Genomic DNA, 19,029 nt, shown 5'->3' with positions numbered 1-19,029 from the left:
AAGGTTGACGATAGTGTGGCAGATGTGGAGGCCCATGGCCAAGCATGTACCAATGCGGTTATGTATTGGCTGTCGCACACGTGAAACCATTGACAGTTTGGTACGTGTCGCGTTCGACGAAGCCAATGATTCCCGATCATTAGTTTTAGATCAGCGCAACGTACTACCGGGACGTGGTGCTTGGCTGCACCGCGACCCGAAGTGTTTGTCCACGGCTTTGCGCAAACGCGCTTTTGCTCGGGCTTTTCGGGGTCGGGTCGACACCGCACAGCTAGAACAATCGCTGAGCGCATGGCACACGACAGACACCACCACATATAACAATGATGAAAGCGGGTCAGAGATCTGATGGATACCCGGTGAGCACACGATGAGTGCCCAACGATGAATATCACAGTCAGCTCACAACGCATGAGCAACCGTGGAAACGGTGTCATGCGGTTGATGACAGAGCATATAATTCGACCGGCCAGAATCGCGGTAATGCACTAAGTTCTAGTGGCAGCCACGATTCAGCCAGAATAGGAGAATCGTGGCGAAACTCCGCGTCCACGAAGTTGCGAAGCAACTTGGGATTACATCCCGCGAGGCGCTGAAGAAACTCGAAGAAATTGGCGAGTTCGTATCTTCAGCATCCTCAACCATTGAACCACCGGTAGTGAAGCGTTTGAAAGCAGAATTTGCTGACGCCGCACCGGCAGAAAAACCAACACCCGCGGCCAAGAAGCCTGCCGCGCCGAAACCTGCGGCCAAGAAACCAGCCGCGCCAAAGGCACAAGAGCCGGCAGCTCCGGCCAAAGAGTCGAAGCCTGCAGCGCCGAAGCCAGGACCGAAAGCTCCGACCCCACAAGAGCCGGCTCCCACGCCGCCAGAGGTCGCGCCAACACCTGCCGCCGAGACTCCAAAACCGGCAGCCAAGCCTGCGCCAGAGCCAGTTGCAGAACCAGAATCTGCAACAAAACCGGACGCAGCAAAACCAGACGTAGCAAAACCTGGCCAGGACAAGCCTGCGGCACCAAAACCAGGGCCGAAAGCACCAGCGCCTCGTCCGGGTAACAACCCCTTCCAATCCAAGGAAGGCACCACCGCCCCTCGTCCAGGACCACGCGGTGGTGGCCCACGCCCAGGAAACAACCCGTTCGCCCCGCAGCAAGGCATGCGCCAAGAACGTGGTGGCGGTCCACGCCCTGTACCGGGTCGTGGCGGACCCAAGCCGGCTCCTCGCAAGGGCGCACCAAAACCTGGCGCAAAGCCAGGCGGTAAGCCTGAAACAGCAGCACCACGCGGTTCAGGTCCACGCCCATCGCCGGCAATGATGCCCGGCCAGATCACCCCGCCCAAACCGGCCGAACCAGGCCGCGGTGGGGGACCACGTCGTGGCGCCGGTGGCGGACCGCGTCGAGGCCCGGGCCGTGGCTCACCTCAGGGTGCCTTCGGTCGGGGACCACAAACCGGTCGTCGTCGTTCCAAGAAGCGTCAACGTCGCGAAGAGCAGCATCAGCAAGCTCCAGTCATTGGCGGCGTCAAGGTACCAAAGGGTGACGGCGATACCGTCATCCGGTTGCGTCGCGGCTCCTCGATTGCTGATCTCGCTGAGCGCATCAAAGCTGATCCGGCAGCACTGGTGACCATCCTGTTCCACCTGGGTGAAATGGCCACGGCTAACCAGTCCTTGGACGAAGAGACCTTCGCTATCCTGGGTGAGGAAATCGGCTATAAAGTACAAGTCGTCTCCCCAGAAGAAGAAGATCGTGAAATCCTCGACGCCTTCGACATCGACCTCGATGAAGAAGAAGCCGCAGAAGACATGGAAGCCCGCCCGGCGGTTGTCACCGTTATGGGTCACGTGGACCACGGTAAAACCCGCACGTTGGATGCCATCCGCTCTGCACGGGTCCGTGAATCCGAAGCCGGCGGCATCACCCAGCACATCGGTGCATACCAGGTCGAAGTGCCACACGACGGAAATCAGCGCACGCTGACCTTCATTGATACCCCGGGTCACGAGGCGTTCACCGCCATGCGTGCTCGCGGTGCAAAGGTCACCGACATTGCCGTACTGGTCGTCGCCGCTGATGACGGCGTCATGCCCCAGACCGTTGAAGCGCTCAACCACGCCAAAGCCGCTGAAGTGCCGATCGTGGTTGCGATCAACAAGGTCGATAAGGAAGGCGCGAACCCGGATCGTATCCGTGGTGAATTGTCCGAATACGGCCTGGTCCCAGAAGAATATGGTGGCGACACCATGTTCGTAGAAATCTCTGCCTTGCAGAAGCAGAACATCGACGGATTGCTCGAATCGATCCTGCTAACCGCCGATGCTGCGCTGGAACTGACCGCTAACCCAGAACGTGAAGCCCGTGGGGTTGCCATTGAGGCTAACCTCGATCGCGGTCGAGGCCCAGTGGCCACCGTCCTGGTCCAGAACGGTACGCTGCACGTTGGCGATAACATGGTCGTGGGCGATGCTCACGGTCGTGTCCGTGCGATGTTCGATGAGTATGGCGACCCTGTCAAAGAGGCCTTGCCGTCACGTCCGGTTCAGGTACTTGGTCTGTCCAACGTGCCGCGCGCCGGTGACGTCTTCTTGGTCACCGACGACGAACGGACCGCGCGCCAGATCGCTGAACGACGCGAAACAGCAAAGCGCAACGCTATGCTGGCACGTCGCCGCAAGCGCATCACCCTGGAAGAGTTCGATCAGGCTGTTGCCGAAGGCAAACTGGATACGCTCAACCTCATTATTAAAGGTGACGCATCCGGTCCGGTGGAAGCACTGGAAGATTCACTCATGCAGATCGATGTGGGCGGCAAGGACGAAGTCCAATTGCGCGTTATCCACCGTGGCGTGGGTGCCATCACCCAGAACGACGTCAACCTGGCAACCGTCGACGATGCCGTCATCATCGGCTTCAACGTTCGCCCGGCTGAACGCGTCACCGAGCTGGCCGATGAAGAAGGCGTCGACATGCGCTTCTACACCGTCATCTACGACGTGATCGACGACATCGAACAAGCGCTCAAGGGCATGCTGAAACCGGAATACGAAGAAGCGGTGCTCGGTCGCGCCGAAGTCCGCGAAATCTTCCGTTCCTCCAAAGCAGGCACCATTGCCGGTTCCATGGTGGCCTCCGGTATCATGCGTCGCAACGCCACAGCACGCCTACTGCGTGATAACCGCGTGGTGGCCGACGATCTTTCGATCGGCTCGTTGCGTCGTTTCACCGACGATGTCACCGAAGTCCGCGAAGGCTTCGAATGCGGTATCGGACTGGGTAAATTCAGCGATATCCGCGAAGGCGACATCATCGAAAACTACGAAATGCGAGAGATACCGCGCGTATAGCTTGCAGCTCCGCGGCGTCCACACCGGACGCCGCGGATCCACCCCATTTCAGGAGATCTACCATGGCAGATCACAACCGTGCCGCACGACTGGCACAACGAATCAAAGTGCTTCTTGCTGAAGCTCTGCAAAAAACGATCAAAGATGACCGGGTCGACAACGTCACGATTACCGAAGCTCGCGTCACCAATGATCTACAGCAAGCCACTGTGTACTACACCGTCTTTGGTGATGACGACACCGTAGCCGCAGCGCACGAAGCAATGGAAGAAAACCGTGGACTCTTACGTCGCGAAATGGGCCGCGGGCTCAACATCCGGTTGGTTCCGACACTAGAGCTCATCCGCGACACCGTTCCCGAGACCGCCGCGCAACTGGAAGAAGTGCTGCGCGCCGCTCGAGCCCGGGATGCTGAACTCGCCGCACAGCGCGAATCAGCAACCTATGCCGGTGACGAAGACCCTTATAAGGAATAACACAATGGTGGCAGACGCTTCGGGATTACTTCTGGTGGATAAACCAGCGGGATGGACTTCACACGATGTGGTGTCTCGTACCCGCAAACTCGCTGGAACCCGAAAAGTCGGCCACGCAGGCACATTGGACCCGATGGCCACCGGATTGCTGGTCATCGGGTTCAATAAGGCCACCCGGTTGCTGACCTACATCGTCGACACCACAAAAACGTATCGCGCGACGATCCGACTGGGTCACACCACCACGACTGACGATGCCGACGGTGAGATCGTTCAAACTCGATTCGCGAATGCCGTCACCCCGGAAGACATCCAGCGGGCTGTCGCAGCACTGACCGGCACGATTCAACAGGTACCCTCGTCAGTATCCGCCATCAAGATTGATGGAAAACGGGCGTACCAGCGGGTCCGGGATGGCGAGGACGTCGAGATCCCGGCGCGCGAAGTCACCATCCACCGGTTCGACGTCGAAACTATCAACCGTGCCGATGACGGCAAGACGATCGACATCGAGGTTGAGGTCGAATGCACGCCCGGCACCTATATTCGCGCGCTGGCCCGCGATATGGGAGAGGACCTCAACACCGGAGGTTATCTCACGGCCCTGCGCCGCACCGCAGTGGGCCCCTATACCGTCGCCAATGCCGCCACCCTGGAACAATTGGCCCAGGACTTTCAATACACGGATATTTCCCAAGCGGCCGCAAAGCTCTTTCCGGTCCGCACCGTGAGCCTTGCACAGGCCCAAGACCTCGTCCATGGACGTCGCATCGAACCGACCGATGATAGCCAGCTGCACGCAGCGCAGCTGGCGAATGGACAGCTGGTCGCGTTGATCACCGATGTGGAACGTGCTGGCACCATCGAAGCTAAGCCGGAGATCGTGTTTGCCACGCTCGAAGACCTGACCGGGGCGTCTGCATGATTCTCGACGGCTGGTTTTACGCTGGGGCAGTCATCGGCATCCTGTCTGCGATCATTTGTATTGCCGCGACAATTTTTCGGGACCACCCGGCAGATTCGTCGATCTTGTCACTGGCTGCCATTGAACTGTATCTGGGGGTCTACGCCATCTACGCCCTGGTGTCACCCGTGCCTATTAATGGTCCCGGCTGGGAATTTTGGGGCTACATCATCACGGCAATGCTCTTACCCCCGATCGCGTTCTTCTGGGGGATAACGGACAAAACTCGTTGGTCCAATTTGGTCATGGCCGCCATTGGGCCGACCATATTGGTCATGATTCACAGATTGCAGGTGATCTGGCATGGCTAAAATTGCCAGCCGTACCCCAACACAAGCAACCGGCCGCACCACCGGCGTCGGCCGCATCATCGTCATGCTGTATGCGATCTTAGCGCTGGCGGCGTCCTGGCGCTCGGGATTCCAGATCCTAACCAAGTTCGATGAAGCGCCCGTGGCATTTACCTTGTCGGCGATGGCCGGGATCGTGTACATCGTGGCCACTATCGCCCTTGCGACCCCGGGGCGCAAAGCGTGGAGCGTTGCAGTGGTTGCCGTGTGGTTTGAACTCATCGGCGTGGTGACCGTTGGCACCTGGTCGCTGCTGGCCCCCCAGATGTTCCCCGAATCCACCGTCTGGTCTAGCTTTGGTATCGGCTATGGCTTCATCCCGCTCATCCTGCCGCTGATCGGCTTGTATTGGTTATATAAACACCGGCCAAAACCGTTAGCCTAGACTCATCTCCCGCGATACGAAAGAAGATACCAAGTGCAATACTGGGCAGGTACCGCTGCAATACAGCAACCAACACCGCCGTCGGTGGTCACACTCGGAAACTTCGACGGCGTCCACCGCGGCCACCAGGCCGTGTTGAAGCTCGTTGTAGATACCGCACACCAACACGACCTGACCTCGGTCGCGGTGACCTTTGACCCGCACCCTCGGTTGGTCCACCTGCCTGAAGAACCCCTGGTCCCCATCGTGTCGTTGCCACAAAAAATTCGGCTGCTGGAAGCCTGCGACCTCGACGCTACACTGGTCATCCACTACACACTGGATTTCGCGGCGCAATCCGCACAGGCCTTCGTGGAGAACATCCTCGTCGAAGCCTTGAACGCTCGAATCGTGGTCGTCGGCGCTGACACGCGTTTCGGAGCCGGCAACACCGGGGACATTCACACCCTGCGAAAGTTGGGCCAGGTACACAACTTTGAGGTGGTCGAAGTTGAGGACGTGGGCGAAACCGAACGTTGGTCCTCCACCTGGGTGCGCGAGACCCTAGCACATGGCAATGTTGCTCAAGCCAGCCGTATCCTGGGCCGCTACCACACGGTCGAAGGTGACATCGTCCACGGTCATGCCAGAGGCCGCGAACTCGGCTTCCCAACGGCCAACTTCGCACCCGACGCCCAGGGCATGATCCCCGCCGATGGCGTCTACGCCGGCTGGTTCACCGACGCGACCGGACAACGTCTGCCCACGGCAATCTCGGTGGGCAGTAACCCGACCTTCAACGATGTTGTCCGCACCGTGGAAGCCCATATTTTTGACCGGCCGCAAGACGAAGCGCTGGAAGAGTTCAACCTCTACGGGCAGCACTGCACCGTGGAATTCGTCGCCCGGCTGCGAGGCATGCTGGCGTTTAGCGGTATTGATGAACTCGTCGCGCAAATGGACCGCGACGTGAGCGATGCCAGAGCGATCCTCACCGGTGAAGCACCAGAACTTGACGCTCCACAGCCCCGAGGCGCTCAATAAATGTCGGCTCGCCGCTCCTCAGCTACGACACTGAACCGGGACGCACGAACACGCTACCAGCTAGCCTTCGACACCGACCAAGCTGAGCTCTACCACAGCATCCGGCCCGGCTACCAAGCCGAGATCCTGCCGTTTCTCACCTCACGCTCTGCGGGCCTAGCCATTGATCTGGGGGCCGGCACAGGACTGTTTACCGACCAACTTGTTGCAGCCGGGTGGGACGTGGTCGCAGTCGACCCGGCCGCACACATGCTGCACATCCTCGCAGCGAATCACCCTGACGTGACCACCGTGGTGAGCTCAGTCGAAGAGTTAGACACCACGGCATGGCAAAACCAAGCAGACCTAGTCGTCTGCGCTCAAGCCTGGCACTGGATTGATACGGTTCAAGGCTGCCACCAGGCCGCCGAGCTCTTAGCAGCAGAGGGAACCTTCGCCGTGGTGCACCACCAAATCGACACCTCACATGATTGGGTATTGCGGCTGTGCCGCATCATGCACTCGGGCGACGTGCATCCCATTGAGAAACCACCACAGGTGACTGAGCAGTTCACCGAACCCGAGGGCGCCTGGTGGCACTGGCATCAACGCTTGAATGTTGAACAAATTCATCAGCTCATGATGAGCAGGGCCTACTATCTGCGCACGACCCCGCGACAGCGGGCGCGCATGCATGACAATCTTCAGTGGTACCTGCTGGATCATCTGGGCTACACCGAAGATGACACCATCCAATTGCCCTACGTCACGGCCGCTTGGCGGATGCACAAGCGCCAATTGGGTCGTCACTGAACAAAGTGGTAAGGTTGGTGGCTGGTGTTCGCTGCGGTCCGCGGTGGCGATACCCGCCGACATGTCGGTGTTCTCTGATCGCGGTACAGCTCTCAAGGAGTTTCACATGTCAATTTCCCGTGAAGTAAAGCAGCAGCTTATTGCCGAATACGCCACCCATGAGGGTGACACCGGCTCGCCAGAAGTTCAGGTCGCCGTCCTGTCCCGTCGTATCGCGAATCTGACTGCACACCTCAAGGATCACCCCCACGACCACCACACCCGCCGCGGCCTGATGGCCCTGGTCGGTCGCCGTCGTCGTATGCTGCAGTACCTCTACTCCGAGGATGTAGAACGTTACCGTTCATTAATCGAACGGATCGGCCTGCGCAAGTAGGGTGAGACAAAGTTTGGGGCGGCGCTCCGGGGAATTGCCGGACGCCGCCTTGAAGTTTAATTACACTAGATAACAGTGCCATCTGGCACACCAGAAAAATTGCATCAAACCCGTTCCGTTTCCCGGTCCTCGACAGTGACCTCCGGAGCACACGTTGCGGAGGTTTCGATCGAAGACCGACATGATGGGTTTGATGCAAATATTTGAAAGGAGACCTATGGAAGGTCCAGAAATTCAATTTGCAGAAGCCGTCATTGATAACGGCGCATACGGTACTCGTACCGTCCGATTCGAAACCGGCCGCCTGGCCAAACAAGCCACCGGCTCCGCCTTCGTCATGCTAGACGAAGACACCTCGATGCTGACCACCACCACCGTGGGCAAGAGCCCGCGTGAAGGTTTTGACTTCTTCCCGCTGACCGTTGATGTTGAAGAACGTCAGTACGCCGCAGGTAAGATCCCCGGATCATTCTTCCGTCGTGAAGGCCGCCCACCGACGGATGCTATTCTGACCGCCCGTCTCATCGACCGGCCGTTGCGCCCATCTTTTGCTGATGGCATTCGCAACGAAGTGCAAGTCGTCGTGACCGTCACTTCAATGGGCCCAGACGAGATGTACGACAGCGTGGCTATCAACGCCGCCTCCATGTCCACGACCCTGACCGGGATGGATTTCGCCGGCCCAATCGGTGCGGTACGTATGGCACTCATTGCCGATGATCAAGGCGAAACCCAGTGGGTTGCTTTCCCGAAATACTCTCAACTAGAAAACGCCGTGTTCAACATGGTCGTTGCCGGGCGTATCGCCGATGACGACATCGCCGTGATGATGGTCGAAGCAGAAGCCACCGACGAAGCGTGGTCACTGATTCACGACAAGAATGTGGCCGCCCCGACTGAAGATGTCGTTGCTGCCGGCTTGGACGCTGCGAAGCCATTTATTCGCGTGCTGTGTGAAGCTCAAGCAGATCTGGCCGAGCGGGCCAGCAAAGAGCCGGTTGAAATTCCACTGTTCCGCGCCTACGAACAAGACGCCTTCGACGCGGTTGAAGAATTCGCTGCCGAGCGCTTGACCGAGATCTACTCGATCGGTGACAAACAGGCTCGTGAAACGGCTTCGGATGAATACCACAAAGAAGTCATCGAAGCACTGGCCGGCGAAGGCAAACCTTTCGAAGAGCGCCAAGACGAAATCGTCAAGGCCTACGGGGCTGTCACCAAACACATCGTGCGCAAACGGATCCTCACCGACCAGGTACGTATCGACGGCCGCGGGCTCACGGACATCCGTCAACTCACCGCCGAAGTGGAAGTGCTGCCACGCGTGCACGGTTCCGCAATCTTTGAACGCGGCGAAACCCAGATTATGGGTGTCACCACGCTGAACATGCTCCGGATGGAACAAAGCCTGGACTCCTTGAGCCCAGAAACCTCCAAGCGATACATGCACCACTACAACTTCCCGCCGTATTCGGTCGGGGAAACCGGTCGCGTTGGCTCACCAAAACGTCGCGAAATCGGCCACGGTGCACTGGCAGAACGTGCCATCGCTCCGGTTCTGCCGTCGCGTGAAGAATTCCCATACGCCATCCGTCAGGTATCCGAAGCGTTGGGTTCCAACGGGTCGACCTCGATGGGTTCGGTCTGTGCATCAACGCTGTCGCTGTACAACGCTGGTGTCCCACTGCGCGCTTCCGTTGCTGGGATCGCTATGGGTCTCGTTTCAGACACCGTCGATAACGAAACCCGTTACGCCGCGCTGACCGACATCTTGGGCGCTGAAGACGCCATGGGTGACATGGACTTCAAAGTTGCCGGCACCAAGGATTTCATCACCGCCATTCAGCTTGATACCAAGCTCGACGGGCTCCCAGCCGACGTCCTGTCAGCTGCGCTCACCCAAGCTCGCGAAGCTCGCCTGCACATCCTGTCGGTCATGGAATCGGTCATTGATGAAGCCGATGCAATGAGCGAGACCGCTCCACGCATCCTGTCAGTCAAGATCCCGGTCGACAAGATCGGTGAGGTCATTGGGCCCAAGGGCAAGATGATCAACCAGATCCAGGAAGACACTGGCGCAGACATCAGCATCGAAGACGATGGCACGGTCCTGATCGGTTCCACCGAAGGTAAAGCAGCTGAAGAGGCACGCGATACCATCAACGCCATCGCCAACCCACAGGTCCCAGAAGTCGGTGAACGCTACCTCGGCACCGTGGTCAAGACCACCAGCTTTGGTGCTTTCATCTCTTTGACCCCGGGCAAAGACGGCCTGTTGCACATCTCTGAACTGCGCAAACTCAACGACGGCAAACGCGTCGACGAAGTCGACGATGTCGTTGCTGTTGGGTCCAAGATTCAGGTCGAGATCGCCAAGGTCGATGATCGTGGCAAACTGTCGCTGGTCCCCGTCATTGAAGACGGCCAAGCTGACCAAGAAGGTCAAGACGACTAACCCCTGCTAAACCGTAAAATGCCGGGCTGAACACCACGTTCAGCCCGGCATTTTCATGTCAACCCTGCCCTCGGACTAAAGTAGTACACATGTCATCAGCTACCACACCACAACCCATCCGCGTAGCCCTGGTCGGAGCCACCGGCAAAATGGGCCGCTACGCCATCGACGCCATCAGCAACGCCGACGATATGGACCTCGTTGCGACCCTGTCATCCAAAAATCCGTTGGAAGACATCACCGAAGCGCAAGCGACGCACGTGCTAGATCTCAGCGTGCCAGATATTTCCCCTGACGTTGTAGCCTTTGCGGTCGACAACGGTCTCCACACCGTGGTGGGTACCTCCGGTTGGACCGAAGACAAACGCACCGCGCTTGCCTCGCAGCTGGCTAACCACCCCGAAATCGGGGTGCTCATCGCTCCGAACTTCTCGATCGGTTCGGTGCTAGCCACCCGTTTTGCAGCCCAAGCCGCCCCATACTTCGACTCGGTGGAAATCATCGAAATGCATCACCCCCACAAACTCGATGCCCCATCGGGGACCGCCGTGCGGACCGCCGAGATGATTGCCACAGCACGTCACAACGCCGGTGTCGGAGCGTCCCCGGATGCCACCAAGCACGATCCCGACCATGCTCGCGGTGCACAAGTTGACGGCGTCCACGTCCACGCCGTCCGATTGGCAGGGCTCGAAGCGCATCAAGAAGTCCTGCTGGGCACGCCGGGACAGCAACTTGTCTTGCGCCACGATGCCTTCGACCGCACCTCATACATGCCAGGCGTCTTGTTGGGACTGCGCACCGTGGCCTCTCGCCCTGGACTGGCCTACGGACTCGACGAATACTTGGATTTGGACTAACGCGATGAAAACAAAAATAGCCGTGGGCCTGCTCACCGCTTTGACCCTGCTATTTGCGGTCCTTGCCGTGTGGTCGGCCATCGCGTTCCTGAGCACGGATGACTGGATCGCCAAGGCGATCGGAGTCAGCGTCATCGCCATTGTGATCTTGGGGATGTGGGCGTTGGTGCGCGAACTGCGGTTTGGCGCCAGCACCGAGAAACTGGCCCGGATTCTTGAAGCGGAAGGGTTCCTGCCCGAAGATAACCTCCCGCGAGTGCGCGGCCGAATTGATCGTGCTGCCGCGGATAAAGAGTTCGAAATATATCGTGCCGAAACCGAAGCTGCCCCCGATGACTGGCGCAGCTGGTACCGGTTAGGCCTAGCCTACGACGCGGCTGGCGATCGGAAACGGGCCCGATCCGCGATACGGGACGCTATCACGATGTACCGTCAGAACTAAGTTTTGGCGGTCACCCGCGAAGCATTCCGCAACAACGATTCCAACGGGCCGCGCACCTTGAGGAAATATACGACCATCCCGAGGACTGCGACCAGCACCCAATGCACGATCAGCATCAACCAGATGTCGTCCCATACAGGGTCGCCGATCACAACCATCGATGGCCACGTCCGCGGCCAGAGGCCGGTGAGGATCACATGGGCCGTATACGCAGTCAAAGCGATCATGCCCGTGGCAGTAATTGGCAGCAGCACTACTTGCATGACCGTGCTGCGAGTGAGCATGAGAAACAACCCGATCGCGGCTAGGGCGGCTCCAGCCGTGGAATACATATCTAACGGAGCCCCAGAGTGCGGGACCGCTAGCCCGAACCACTGTGGTGCTCCCATGATCAGGTTCGTATCGATCTGGGCCCCGGTGGCCGCCAGCGCATCAAGCTCGGCAACATCATAGCCGGTCGCATGAGCAACGCGATACGCAAATGCGTCATCGCTCAAGAACCATGCGCCCAATCCACGAGACGCCACATAGATGACCGCCCCGGTGACGAACAGTCCCGCCGCGGTGACCAGGCGTCGCAGATTCGCCCGACCAATGGCCATGCCCACCAGGATGTAACCCAAAAAGGAAATCACCGGATAGTACCCCGTGAAGAGCACATCCCACAGCGTCAACAAGGGCTGGGTCAGGACATCCAACAGGGTGGGGGAGGTCCACAACCGCCAATTTTCGACATACACGCTGGTCCCACCAGCTTGGACGTGCATAAAGCGAGTGAATAACCCGTGCACCCAAGGGGCCACCACGATCCAGCTGATGGCGGTGATGGTCAGCACTTTGCGTGACATCGTGATAAACCACATCGCCACAAGAAACAGCACGCCGTAATGCACCAGAATGATAGCCACGTTGGACCCTGCGTGCCCCAAGAGCAGCCCGATAAAGATCAGAATGAGCGCACGCATCGATAATTGCACCCGCGAACGGCCGGGGTGTGCGGTGTTGCGCGTCAACAGGCTCAACCCCACGCCCGCTAAGACCACAAACAGCGCAGAAGACACCCCGGTGAATGTCATGCCAACCCAAGTAGGTGTCACGGCTCCGGCACCGGTACCCGTCAACAAGGGGTAAATGTGGGTAGCAATCATCCCGAAGATCGCCACGCCCCGAGCAGTATCCAATCCAACGATGCGGCCGGAGCCACCAAGACCAGGCATACGACAACTTTCTAGTGGAAGTCCTTCAACATAAGTCATCTACAGACGACCTATACTGTTTTCTTCCATTGTCACAGGTAGGCTTGAAGCTATGAGTCAGACATCCCGAACAACACATAATGGTGACGCATCGATGACCGAACCCATTTTTGGCACCATGGTCCCCGCCATGGTCACCCCCTTTACCGATGACGGCGAACTGGACCTCGAGGCAACTCAGACGCTGGCGGAGCACCTGGTTTCCAATGGAGCCGACGGGCTGGTCGTGACCGGCACCACCGGTGAAACGTCCACCTTAACGGATGACGAAAACATCCAGGTATTTGAAGCCGTAGTCGAAGCAGTTGGGGGCCGCGCCAAAGTTGTGGCCGGAACCGGGATGAATGATACCGCGCACTCGGCTCACCTCTCGCAGCGTGCACAAGCCGCTGGGGTTGACGGGTTATTGCTGGTCACCCCGTACTATAACAAGCCCAATCAAGCGGGGATCCAAGCGCACTTCGAACACATCGCGTCCGCCACGGATCTGCCCATCATGCTGTATGACATTCCAGGTCGATCCGTGATGCCGATCGAGCCAGACACGCTCATGACGTTATCCAAACACCCCAACATTGTGGCGCTCAAAGACGCCAAGTCGGACTACCAGTCCACGACGTTAGTCTTGGCCAACACCGATTTAACCGTCTACTCCGGCGATGACGGGCTGACCCTGCCACTCATGGCAGCCGGAGCCGTCGGCGTGGTCTCTGTGACCGGCCATGTCGCGCCGCGCACCTACCGTGAGCTTGTTGATGCCGCAAATGCCGGCGACTTCGCTACCGCACGGCAAAAACACTTCGAACTCGACCCGATCCAGCGTGCGGTCATGACCCACGTCCAGGGGGCCGTAGCAGCCAAGACCGTGCTTGCTTGGCAGGGCATCATTCCGTCGGCCCGGGTACGTCTCCCGCTCGTCGGTGTCACCGACGACGAAGCAGCACTCATCAAAACTGACCTCGCCGAAGGCGGCATCACGCTCTAACGGCCCAGTCGCTACACTTTTTCAACTTCATCGGAGGAACCACTCGACCATGACCGAAACCCAAGTTATCTCCCATCCACCTAAACTCCGCAACGGCACCTGCCGTATTGTGCCGCTCGGCGGGTTGGGTGATATCGGTCGAAACATGACGGTCTTTGAGCTCAACGGCAAGCTCCTGATCGTCGACGCCGGTGTCCTCTTCCCAGAAGAAGTCCAACCCGGCATCGACTTGATCCTGCCGGACTTTGATTACATCAAAGACCGTCTCGACGACGTGGTAGCCATCGTGCTAACCCACGGCCACGAGGACCACATCGGGGCAGTACCGTATCTGCTGCGCTTGAATCCCGACATTCCACTGATCGGTTCGCAGCTGACCCTGGCCCTAGTCGAATCGAAACTCCAACAGCACCGCATCAAACCGCTCACACTGGAGGCACAAGACGGTGGCCGCGAACAGCTGGGGCCTTTCGATCTGGAATTCGTCGCCGTCAACCACTCGATTCCGGATTCTCTGGCCATCGCAATCCGCACCGAAGCCGGCACCATTTTGCACACCGGAGACTTCAAAATGGACCAGCTGCCTCTCGACGGGCGCATCACCGACTTGCGTGCTTTTGCGCGACTTGGTGAAGAGGGTGTCGATCTGTTTATGACCGACTCGACCAACTCCGAAGTCCCCGGGTTTACCCCCACCGAGAAGGACATTGGGCCGGTCATTGAAAACTACATTGGCAAAGCACAACGCCGTGTCATTGTAGCGTCGTTTGCTTCGCATATTCACCGCGTCCAGCAAGTCTTGGATGCTGCGGTAAAACACGGTCGCAAGGTCGCTTTTGTTGGACGGTCGATGGTCAACAACATGGGCATCGCCGCTGATCTGGGATATTTAAACATTCCCGCCAACACGGTCATCGATCTCAAACACGTTAATGATTATGCAGATCATGAAGTGGTCCTGATGTCCACCGGGTCCCAGGGTGAACCGATGGCGGCGCTGTCTCGGATGGCCAATGATGAGCACCGCCAAATCACCATCCAAGAGGACGATTTGGTGATCTTGGCATCTTCCATGATTCCCGGCAATGAGAATGCTGTCACACGAGTGATCAATGGTCTGATGTCCATGGGCGCCCACGTGATTCATAAAGGTAACGCCCACGTACACGTGTCAGGCCACGCCTCTGAGGGCGAACTGCTGTACTGCTACAACATCGTTAAACCAAAAAACGTGCTGCCGGTGCACGGCGAAATGCGCCATTTGATCGCCAATGGACGCCTAGCCGAAGCAACTGGTGTACCGGAAGAGAACGTCATCATCACCAATGACGGCGGTGTCATAGACCTGGTCGACGGGGTGGCCCGTCAAGTTGGTCAAATCCCGTGCGAATACGTCTACGTTGATGGTCGTTCGATCGGAGAGGTCACCGAAGATGACCTCAAAGACCGCCAGGTATTAGGTGAAGAAGGGTTCATCACGGTTATTGCAGTGGTCGATCGACAAACCGGCGCCCTGGTCTCCGGTCCGGAAATCCATTCTCGCGGCGTGGCCGAGGATGAAGGCGTCTTTGATTCGATTAAACCTAAGCTCGTCAGAGCGTTAGAAGATGCCGCCGCATCCGAGAAGGAACACAGCAAACATCAGCTGCAACAAATGATGCGTCGCACCTTGGGTTCCTGGGTGGCACGCAAACTGCGTCGCCGCTCGATGATTGTGCCGATCATCATTGAAGCGTAGGAATTTTGGGCCGACGCCGCTTGAATCCGACGATAATTACTCAAAAGCGGTAGCCTAGGGGATATGGCGACACGAACTTCCCCGGACCGTTCGTCGAAGAAGAAGTCCGCTTCAAAATCGAAGAAGACCTCTGCGACAACGAAAGAGACCCCTTACAACATAACCGAGACCACTCAACCCTGGGTGGTCCGGGCAGTGACGCGTTTTTGGGCTGCGGTCGCGGCCCCGTTTGGTGGCGCAGTTCGCAAGATGGGACCAGACGTCACCATCCCGGTGGAACAACGCCGGGATGGCACCGGTTTCTTCGTGCTTCTGCTCGCAGTAATTGTGGCCTGGACTTTCTGGTGGGCGCCCGCAACCGCCCCCATCGTCAGCTCATTCGTATTCCATATTGTGGCCGGGACCTTCGGATGGTTTTCCATCCTCATGCCGTTGGTGCTGGGCATCATTGCCGTACGATTCTTCCGCTATCCCCAAGCACACCGTGCCAATGGACGAATCTTCTTTGGGCTCCTCTTCGCCACCATCTCCGGTGCTGGTATTAGTCAGCTGGTCTTCGATAACCCGTCTATGGGCGCAGCGATGGACGACAAACTGACCTCCGGGGGAGTGCTGGGGTACTTAGTTGTCGACCCGCTTGCAGCACTGATCACCTCCATTCCCGTCTGGGTGTTGATGATCCTGATGGCCTTTTTCGCCCTCTTGGTCATCACGGCGACTCCAGTGGGTCAGATCCCCGCTCGCATTGTCGGGGCTTATCGCTGGCTCACCGGACAAGACATGGAAGACCACCAGTCAGGCTCCACCCACTCGGATCACGAACAGCGCACTCACACAGATCACGATCAGTCGTATTTGTATGAGCATGAACGCCCGAAGCGCCCTGCAGCCAAACGCCCCGGCTTTTTCGCCCGGTTATTCGGTGGCAAGCGCGGTCACGATCAGAACAGTGACGACGGATCGCTGGTCGGTGATGAGGCTTATGCCTCAGCGGTCATCGACGATGAGAAGCCCGCCGTCGAAATTCTTGACGATGACGACAATGTTCCGTCACCGGTGCCCCGGGCTCGGGGTACTCAACACACCGAAGTTATGGACTTCGGTTCATTATTCGATGGTGACAAAGAGCAACAGCAGTCCAACGAGCCAGCTACCGAGGTGCTATCAGACAGCTCTGCTGATGCAGACACTGGTGCATCAGCAGCTGCCGAACCCGATGTACGTCCCGGCGTGCGGCGCCCCACCGCTGATGAACTGGCGTTGCAAGAGGCGCGAGAAAGTGCCGGCCTGACTGAGGCGAAGGTTCCCGCAGCTGAAGTGTCGAAACCGGTGGTCGATCTGCCACCGATTCCCGCACGCACCGAACAGTTGGAACTCGACGGCGATGTCACGTACACGCTGCCCAATTTAGAAATGTTGCCCACCGGGCCACCGCCCAAACAACGCACCGAGGTCAACGACCGTGTGGTGGCGGCGCTGGATGCCGTGTTCGACCAATTCAAAGTTGAAGCCGAAGTGACAGGTTTCTCTCGTGGCCCCACGGTGACCCGTTATGAAGTCGAAGTAGCACCGGGCACCAAGGTCGAAAAAGTTACCAACCTGGAGCGCAACATCGCCTACGCGGTGGCTTCCACCGACGTGCGGGTGCTGTCACCGATTCCTGGGAAATCTGCTATCGGTGTGGAGATCCCGAACACCGACAAAGAAATCGTCGCACTAGGCGATGTGCTGCGTTCTAACCCGGCACGCAAAACGGACCATCCGATGGTCATGGGTGTTGGCAAGGACGTCGAGGGCGGCTACATCATGGCAAACCTCGCCAAAATGCCGCACTTGCTGGTTGCCGGTGCTACCGGTGCCGGTAAATCTGCGTTCATCAACTCGATGATCACCTCCGTCCTCACCCGCGCAACGCCAGATGATGTCCGCATGGTGCTTGTGGACCCCAAACGTGTTGAGCTGACCGTCTACGAAGGCGTGCCACACCTGGTTACGCCGATTATCACAGACCCGAAGAAGGCCGCCGAAGCACTTCAATGGGTCGTCCAAGAAATGGACACCCGATACGACGACCTGGCAGCGTTTGGGTTTAAACACATCGACGACTTCAACAAAGCCGTCCGAGCAGGAAAAGTCACCCTCCCGCCGGATTCTAAGCGCAAGCTCAAACCATATCCCTACCTCTTAGTGATCATTGACGAGCTCGCAGACCTGATGATGGTCGCCCCACGTGATGTGGAAGACTCGGTCGTGCGGATCACCCAGTTGGCACGCGCAGCCGGGATCCACCTTGTCCTGGCGACCCAGCGGCCCTCAGTTGATGTAGTCACCGGACTGATCAAAGCCAACGTCCCGTCCCGAATGGCTTTTGCCACCTCATCGGTGACTGACTCGCGAGTCGTCCTCGATCAACCTGGTGCGGAAAAGCTCCTTGGGCAAGGCGACGCCCTATTTTTACCAATGGGCAAATCCAAACCCATGCGTGTCCAAGGTGCCTGGGTCAACGAATCCGAGATCCGCGACATCGTCGATCACGTGAAGTCACAGATGCAGGTGCAATACCGTCACGATGTGCTCCCCGAGAAGCAATCGAAGGTTATTGATGAGGATATCGGTGATGACCTCGAGGACCTCATCCAAGCAGTCGAGCTCGTAGTGACCTCTCAGTTTGGTTCGACCTCAATGCTCCAGCGGAAATTACGCGTTGGGTTCGCCCGAGCAGGACGGCTCATGGACCTCATGGAATCTCGTGGAGTCGTGGGGCCCTCCGAAGGCTCCAAGGCCCGCGACGTGCTGGTACAGCCCGATGATCTTGCAGAAGTCCTCGCCAATATCAAAGGCGAAGACGTCCCTGCGCCTGCCGACGATCCTCCTGGGGACAGCGCGACCGAGCCCTTTGAAACTCCTATCGAGGTCGATTACTCCGACTATGACGATCCCAACGACGAAAGTGACTCTGAAGACGCATGGCAGCTAACCGGCCGGTAAGCAGTTGGAACCTTCCGAACGTGCTCACCACGGTTCGGATCCTGCTGGTCCCGTTTTTCGTTTGGGCTCTCTGGGAGTCCGGCACGTTCGGTGAAGACTCAATGCAGGCCCGCTGGATTGCCGTGGCGATCTTCGCGGTGGCCATGTACACTGACAAACTCGACGGTGACATAGCCAGAGCTCGGGGACTCGTGACCAACTTCGGCAAAATCGCTGATCCGATAGCCGATAAGTTCCTCACTGGCGCCGCTTGGATCACCATGTCTTTGCTCGGGGAGATCTGGTGGTGGATCACCATAGCGATTTTGGTGCGTGAGTGGGGGATTACCCTGATGCGTCTGGCCATGTTGCGCACCCGGGTGCTTCCGGCCAGCCGCGGGGGCAAAATTAAAACGGTCATGCAAACAGCAGCCATCCTGGTGCTGCTGATCCCACTGGCTGAATTCGTGGGGACCTGGTGGCTCTGGTTTGGTTGGGCACTTGTCATCGCTGCCCTGGTGGTCACGGTAGTAACCGGTTTAGATTACCTCATTAAAGCTATACGAGCCCCCAAAGAAACATCCCAAGTAGACGACTAACGAAGCGACTTTTCC

At 58.2% G+C, this 19,029-nt stretch carries 17 protein-coding genes; 16 read left to right on the top strand and 1 reads right to left on the bottom strand.

The window, feature by feature from the left end; genetic code table 11:
* Positions 1–34: 34 nt before the first annotated feature.
* The 12 genes from J2S62_RS08420 to J2S62_RS08365 all read left to right on the top strand — a co-directional run bounded on the left by J2S62_RS08420 (position 35) and on the right by J2S62_RS08365 (position 11,469).
* Positions 35–349, top strand: coding sequence for a YlxR family protein (locus tag J2S62_RS08420; RefSeq protein ID WP_310173598.1), 315 nt, complete (start codon positions 35–37; stop codon positions 347–349).
* Positions 350–532: 183 nt separating this feature from the next.
* Positions 533–3,346, top strand: coding sequence for a translation initiation factor IF-2 (infB, locus tag J2S62_RS08415; protein ID WP_310173595.1), 2,814 nt, complete (start codon positions 533–535; stop codon positions 3,344–3,346).
* 62 nt (positions 3,347–3,408) lie between these two features.
* Complete coding sequence (rbfA, locus tag J2S62_RS08410; protein ID WP_310173593.1) at positions 3,409–3,822, top strand: 30S ribosome-binding factor RbfA; 414 nt, start codon at positions 3,409–3,411, stop codon at positions 3,820–3,822.
* A gap of 4 nt (positions 3,823–3,826) precedes the next feature.
* Positions 3,827–4,747, top strand: coding sequence for a tRNA pseudouridine(55) synthase TruB (gene truB, locus J2S62_RS08405; RefSeq protein ID WP_310173590.1), 921 nt, complete (start codon positions 3,827–3,829; stop codon positions 4,745–4,747).
* Entirely contained in the window at positions 4,744–5,097 is a 354-nt protein-coding gene (locus tag J2S62_RS08400; RefSeq protein ID WP_310173587.1) for a hypothetical protein, read from the top strand. The genes truB and J2S62_RS08400 overlap by 4 nt, the downstream gene beginning before the upstream one ends.
* Positions 5,090–5,521, top strand: coding sequence for a hypothetical protein (locus J2S62_RS08395; RefSeq protein ID WP_310173586.1), 432 nt, complete (start codon positions 5,090–5,092; stop codon positions 5,519–5,521). Before J2S62_RS08400 ends, J2S62_RS08395 begins: the two co-directional genes overlap by 8 nt.
* 33 nt (positions 5,522–5,554) lie before the next feature.
* The gene (locus tag J2S62_RS08390; protein WP_310173584.1) at positions 5,555–6,544 is read left to right on the top strand and encodes a bifunctional riboflavin kinase/FAD synthetase; all 990 of its coding nucleotides are present in this window, start codon (positions 5,555–5,557) and stop codon (positions 6,542–6,544) included.
* Positions 6,545–7,336: a class I SAM-dependent methyltransferase gene (locus J2S62_RS08385; protein WP_310173580.1), complete on the top strand. Its 792-nt coding sequence runs from the start codon at positions 6,545–6,547 to the stop codon at positions 7,334–7,336.
* A 106-nt stretch (positions 7,337–7,442) separates the two neighbouring features.
* On the top strand, positions 7,443–7,712 hold the full coding sequence (gene rpsO / locus J2S62_RS08380; protein WP_310173574.1) for a 30S ribosomal protein S15: 270 nt from the start codon (positions 7,443–7,445) through the stop codon (positions 7,710–7,712).
* A 217-nt stretch (positions 7,713–7,929) separates the two neighbouring features.
* A complete protein-coding gene (locus J2S62_RS08375; RefSeq protein ID WP_310173570.1) occupies positions 7,930–10,167 on the top strand; it encodes a polyribonucleotide nucleotidyltransferase in 2,238 nt (745 codons plus the stop codon).
* Between the two features lie 89 nt (positions 10,168–10,256).
* Positions 10,257–11,027 (top strand): 4-hydroxy-tetrahydrodipicolinate reductase, encoded by a 771-nt coding sequence (gene dapB / locus J2S62_RS08370; protein ID WP_310173568.1) that lies wholly within the window; start codon positions 10,257–10,259, stop codon positions 11,025–11,027.
* 4 nt (positions 11,028–11,031) lie between these two features.
* Positions 11,032–11,469 carry a hypothetical protein gene (locus tag J2S62_RS08365; RefSeq protein ID WP_310173566.1) on the top strand — a complete coding sequence of 146 codons (438 nt, stop codon included), beginning with the start codon at positions 11,032–11,034 and terminating at the stop codon, positions 11,467–11,469.
* Here the strand turns inward: J2S62_RS08365 and J2S62_RS08360 are convergent.
* Positions 11,466–12,686, bottom strand: a complete 1,221-nt coding sequence (locus J2S62_RS08360) for a heparan-alpha-glucosaminide N-acetyltransferase domain-containing protein (protein ID WP_310173563.1) — start codon at positions 12,684–12,686, stop codon at positions 11,466–11,468. The two genes, J2S62_RS08365 and J2S62_RS08360, sit on opposite strands and share 4 nt — an antisense overlap.
* Before the next feature lie 91 nt (positions 12,687–12,777).
* Between J2S62_RS08360 and dapA the strand changes: the two genes are divergently transcribed.
* From dapA to pgsA, 4 genes are all read left to right on the top strand, one after another.
* Positions 12,778–13,710 (top strand): 4-hydroxy-tetrahydrodipicolinate synthase, encoded by a 933-nt coding sequence (dapA, locus tag J2S62_RS08355; RefSeq protein WP_310173560.1) that lies wholly within the window; start codon positions 12,778–12,780, stop codon positions 13,708–13,710.
* A 49-nt stretch (positions 13,711–13,759) separates the two neighbouring features.
* Positions 13,760–15,448: a ribonuclease J gene (locus J2S62_RS08350; protein ID WP_310173558.1), complete on the top strand. Its 1,689-nt coding sequence runs from the start codon at positions 13,760–13,762 to the stop codon at positions 15,446–15,448.
* A gap of 63 nt (positions 15,449–15,511) precedes the next feature.
* Positions 15,512–18,436 carry an FtsK/SpoIIIE family DNA translocase gene (locus tag J2S62_RS08345; RefSeq protein WP_310173556.1) on the top strand — a complete coding sequence of 975 codons (2,925 nt, stop codon included), beginning with the start codon at positions 15,512–15,514 and terminating at the stop codon, positions 18,434–18,436.
* The gene (gene pgsA, locus J2S62_RS08340; RefSeq protein ID WP_310173554.1) at positions 18,415–19,014 is read left to right on the top strand and encodes a CDP-diacylglycerol--glycerol-3-phosphate 3-phosphatidyltransferase; all 600 of its coding nucleotides are present in this window, start codon (positions 18,415–18,417) and stop codon (positions 19,012–19,014) included. The genes J2S62_RS08345 and pgsA overlap by 22 nt, the downstream gene beginning before the upstream one ends.
* Positions 19,015–19,029: the final 15 nt, after the last annotated feature.

The organism is Enteractinococcus fodinae, from assembly GCF_031458395.1.
GTDB classification, from domain to species: Bacteria; Actinomycetota; Actinomycetes; order Actinomycetales; family Micrococcaceae; genus Yaniella; species Yaniella fodinae.
The sequence above is the reverse complement of the archived record's forward strand: the minus strand, read 5'-3'. Positions and strand labels throughout refer to the sequence as shown.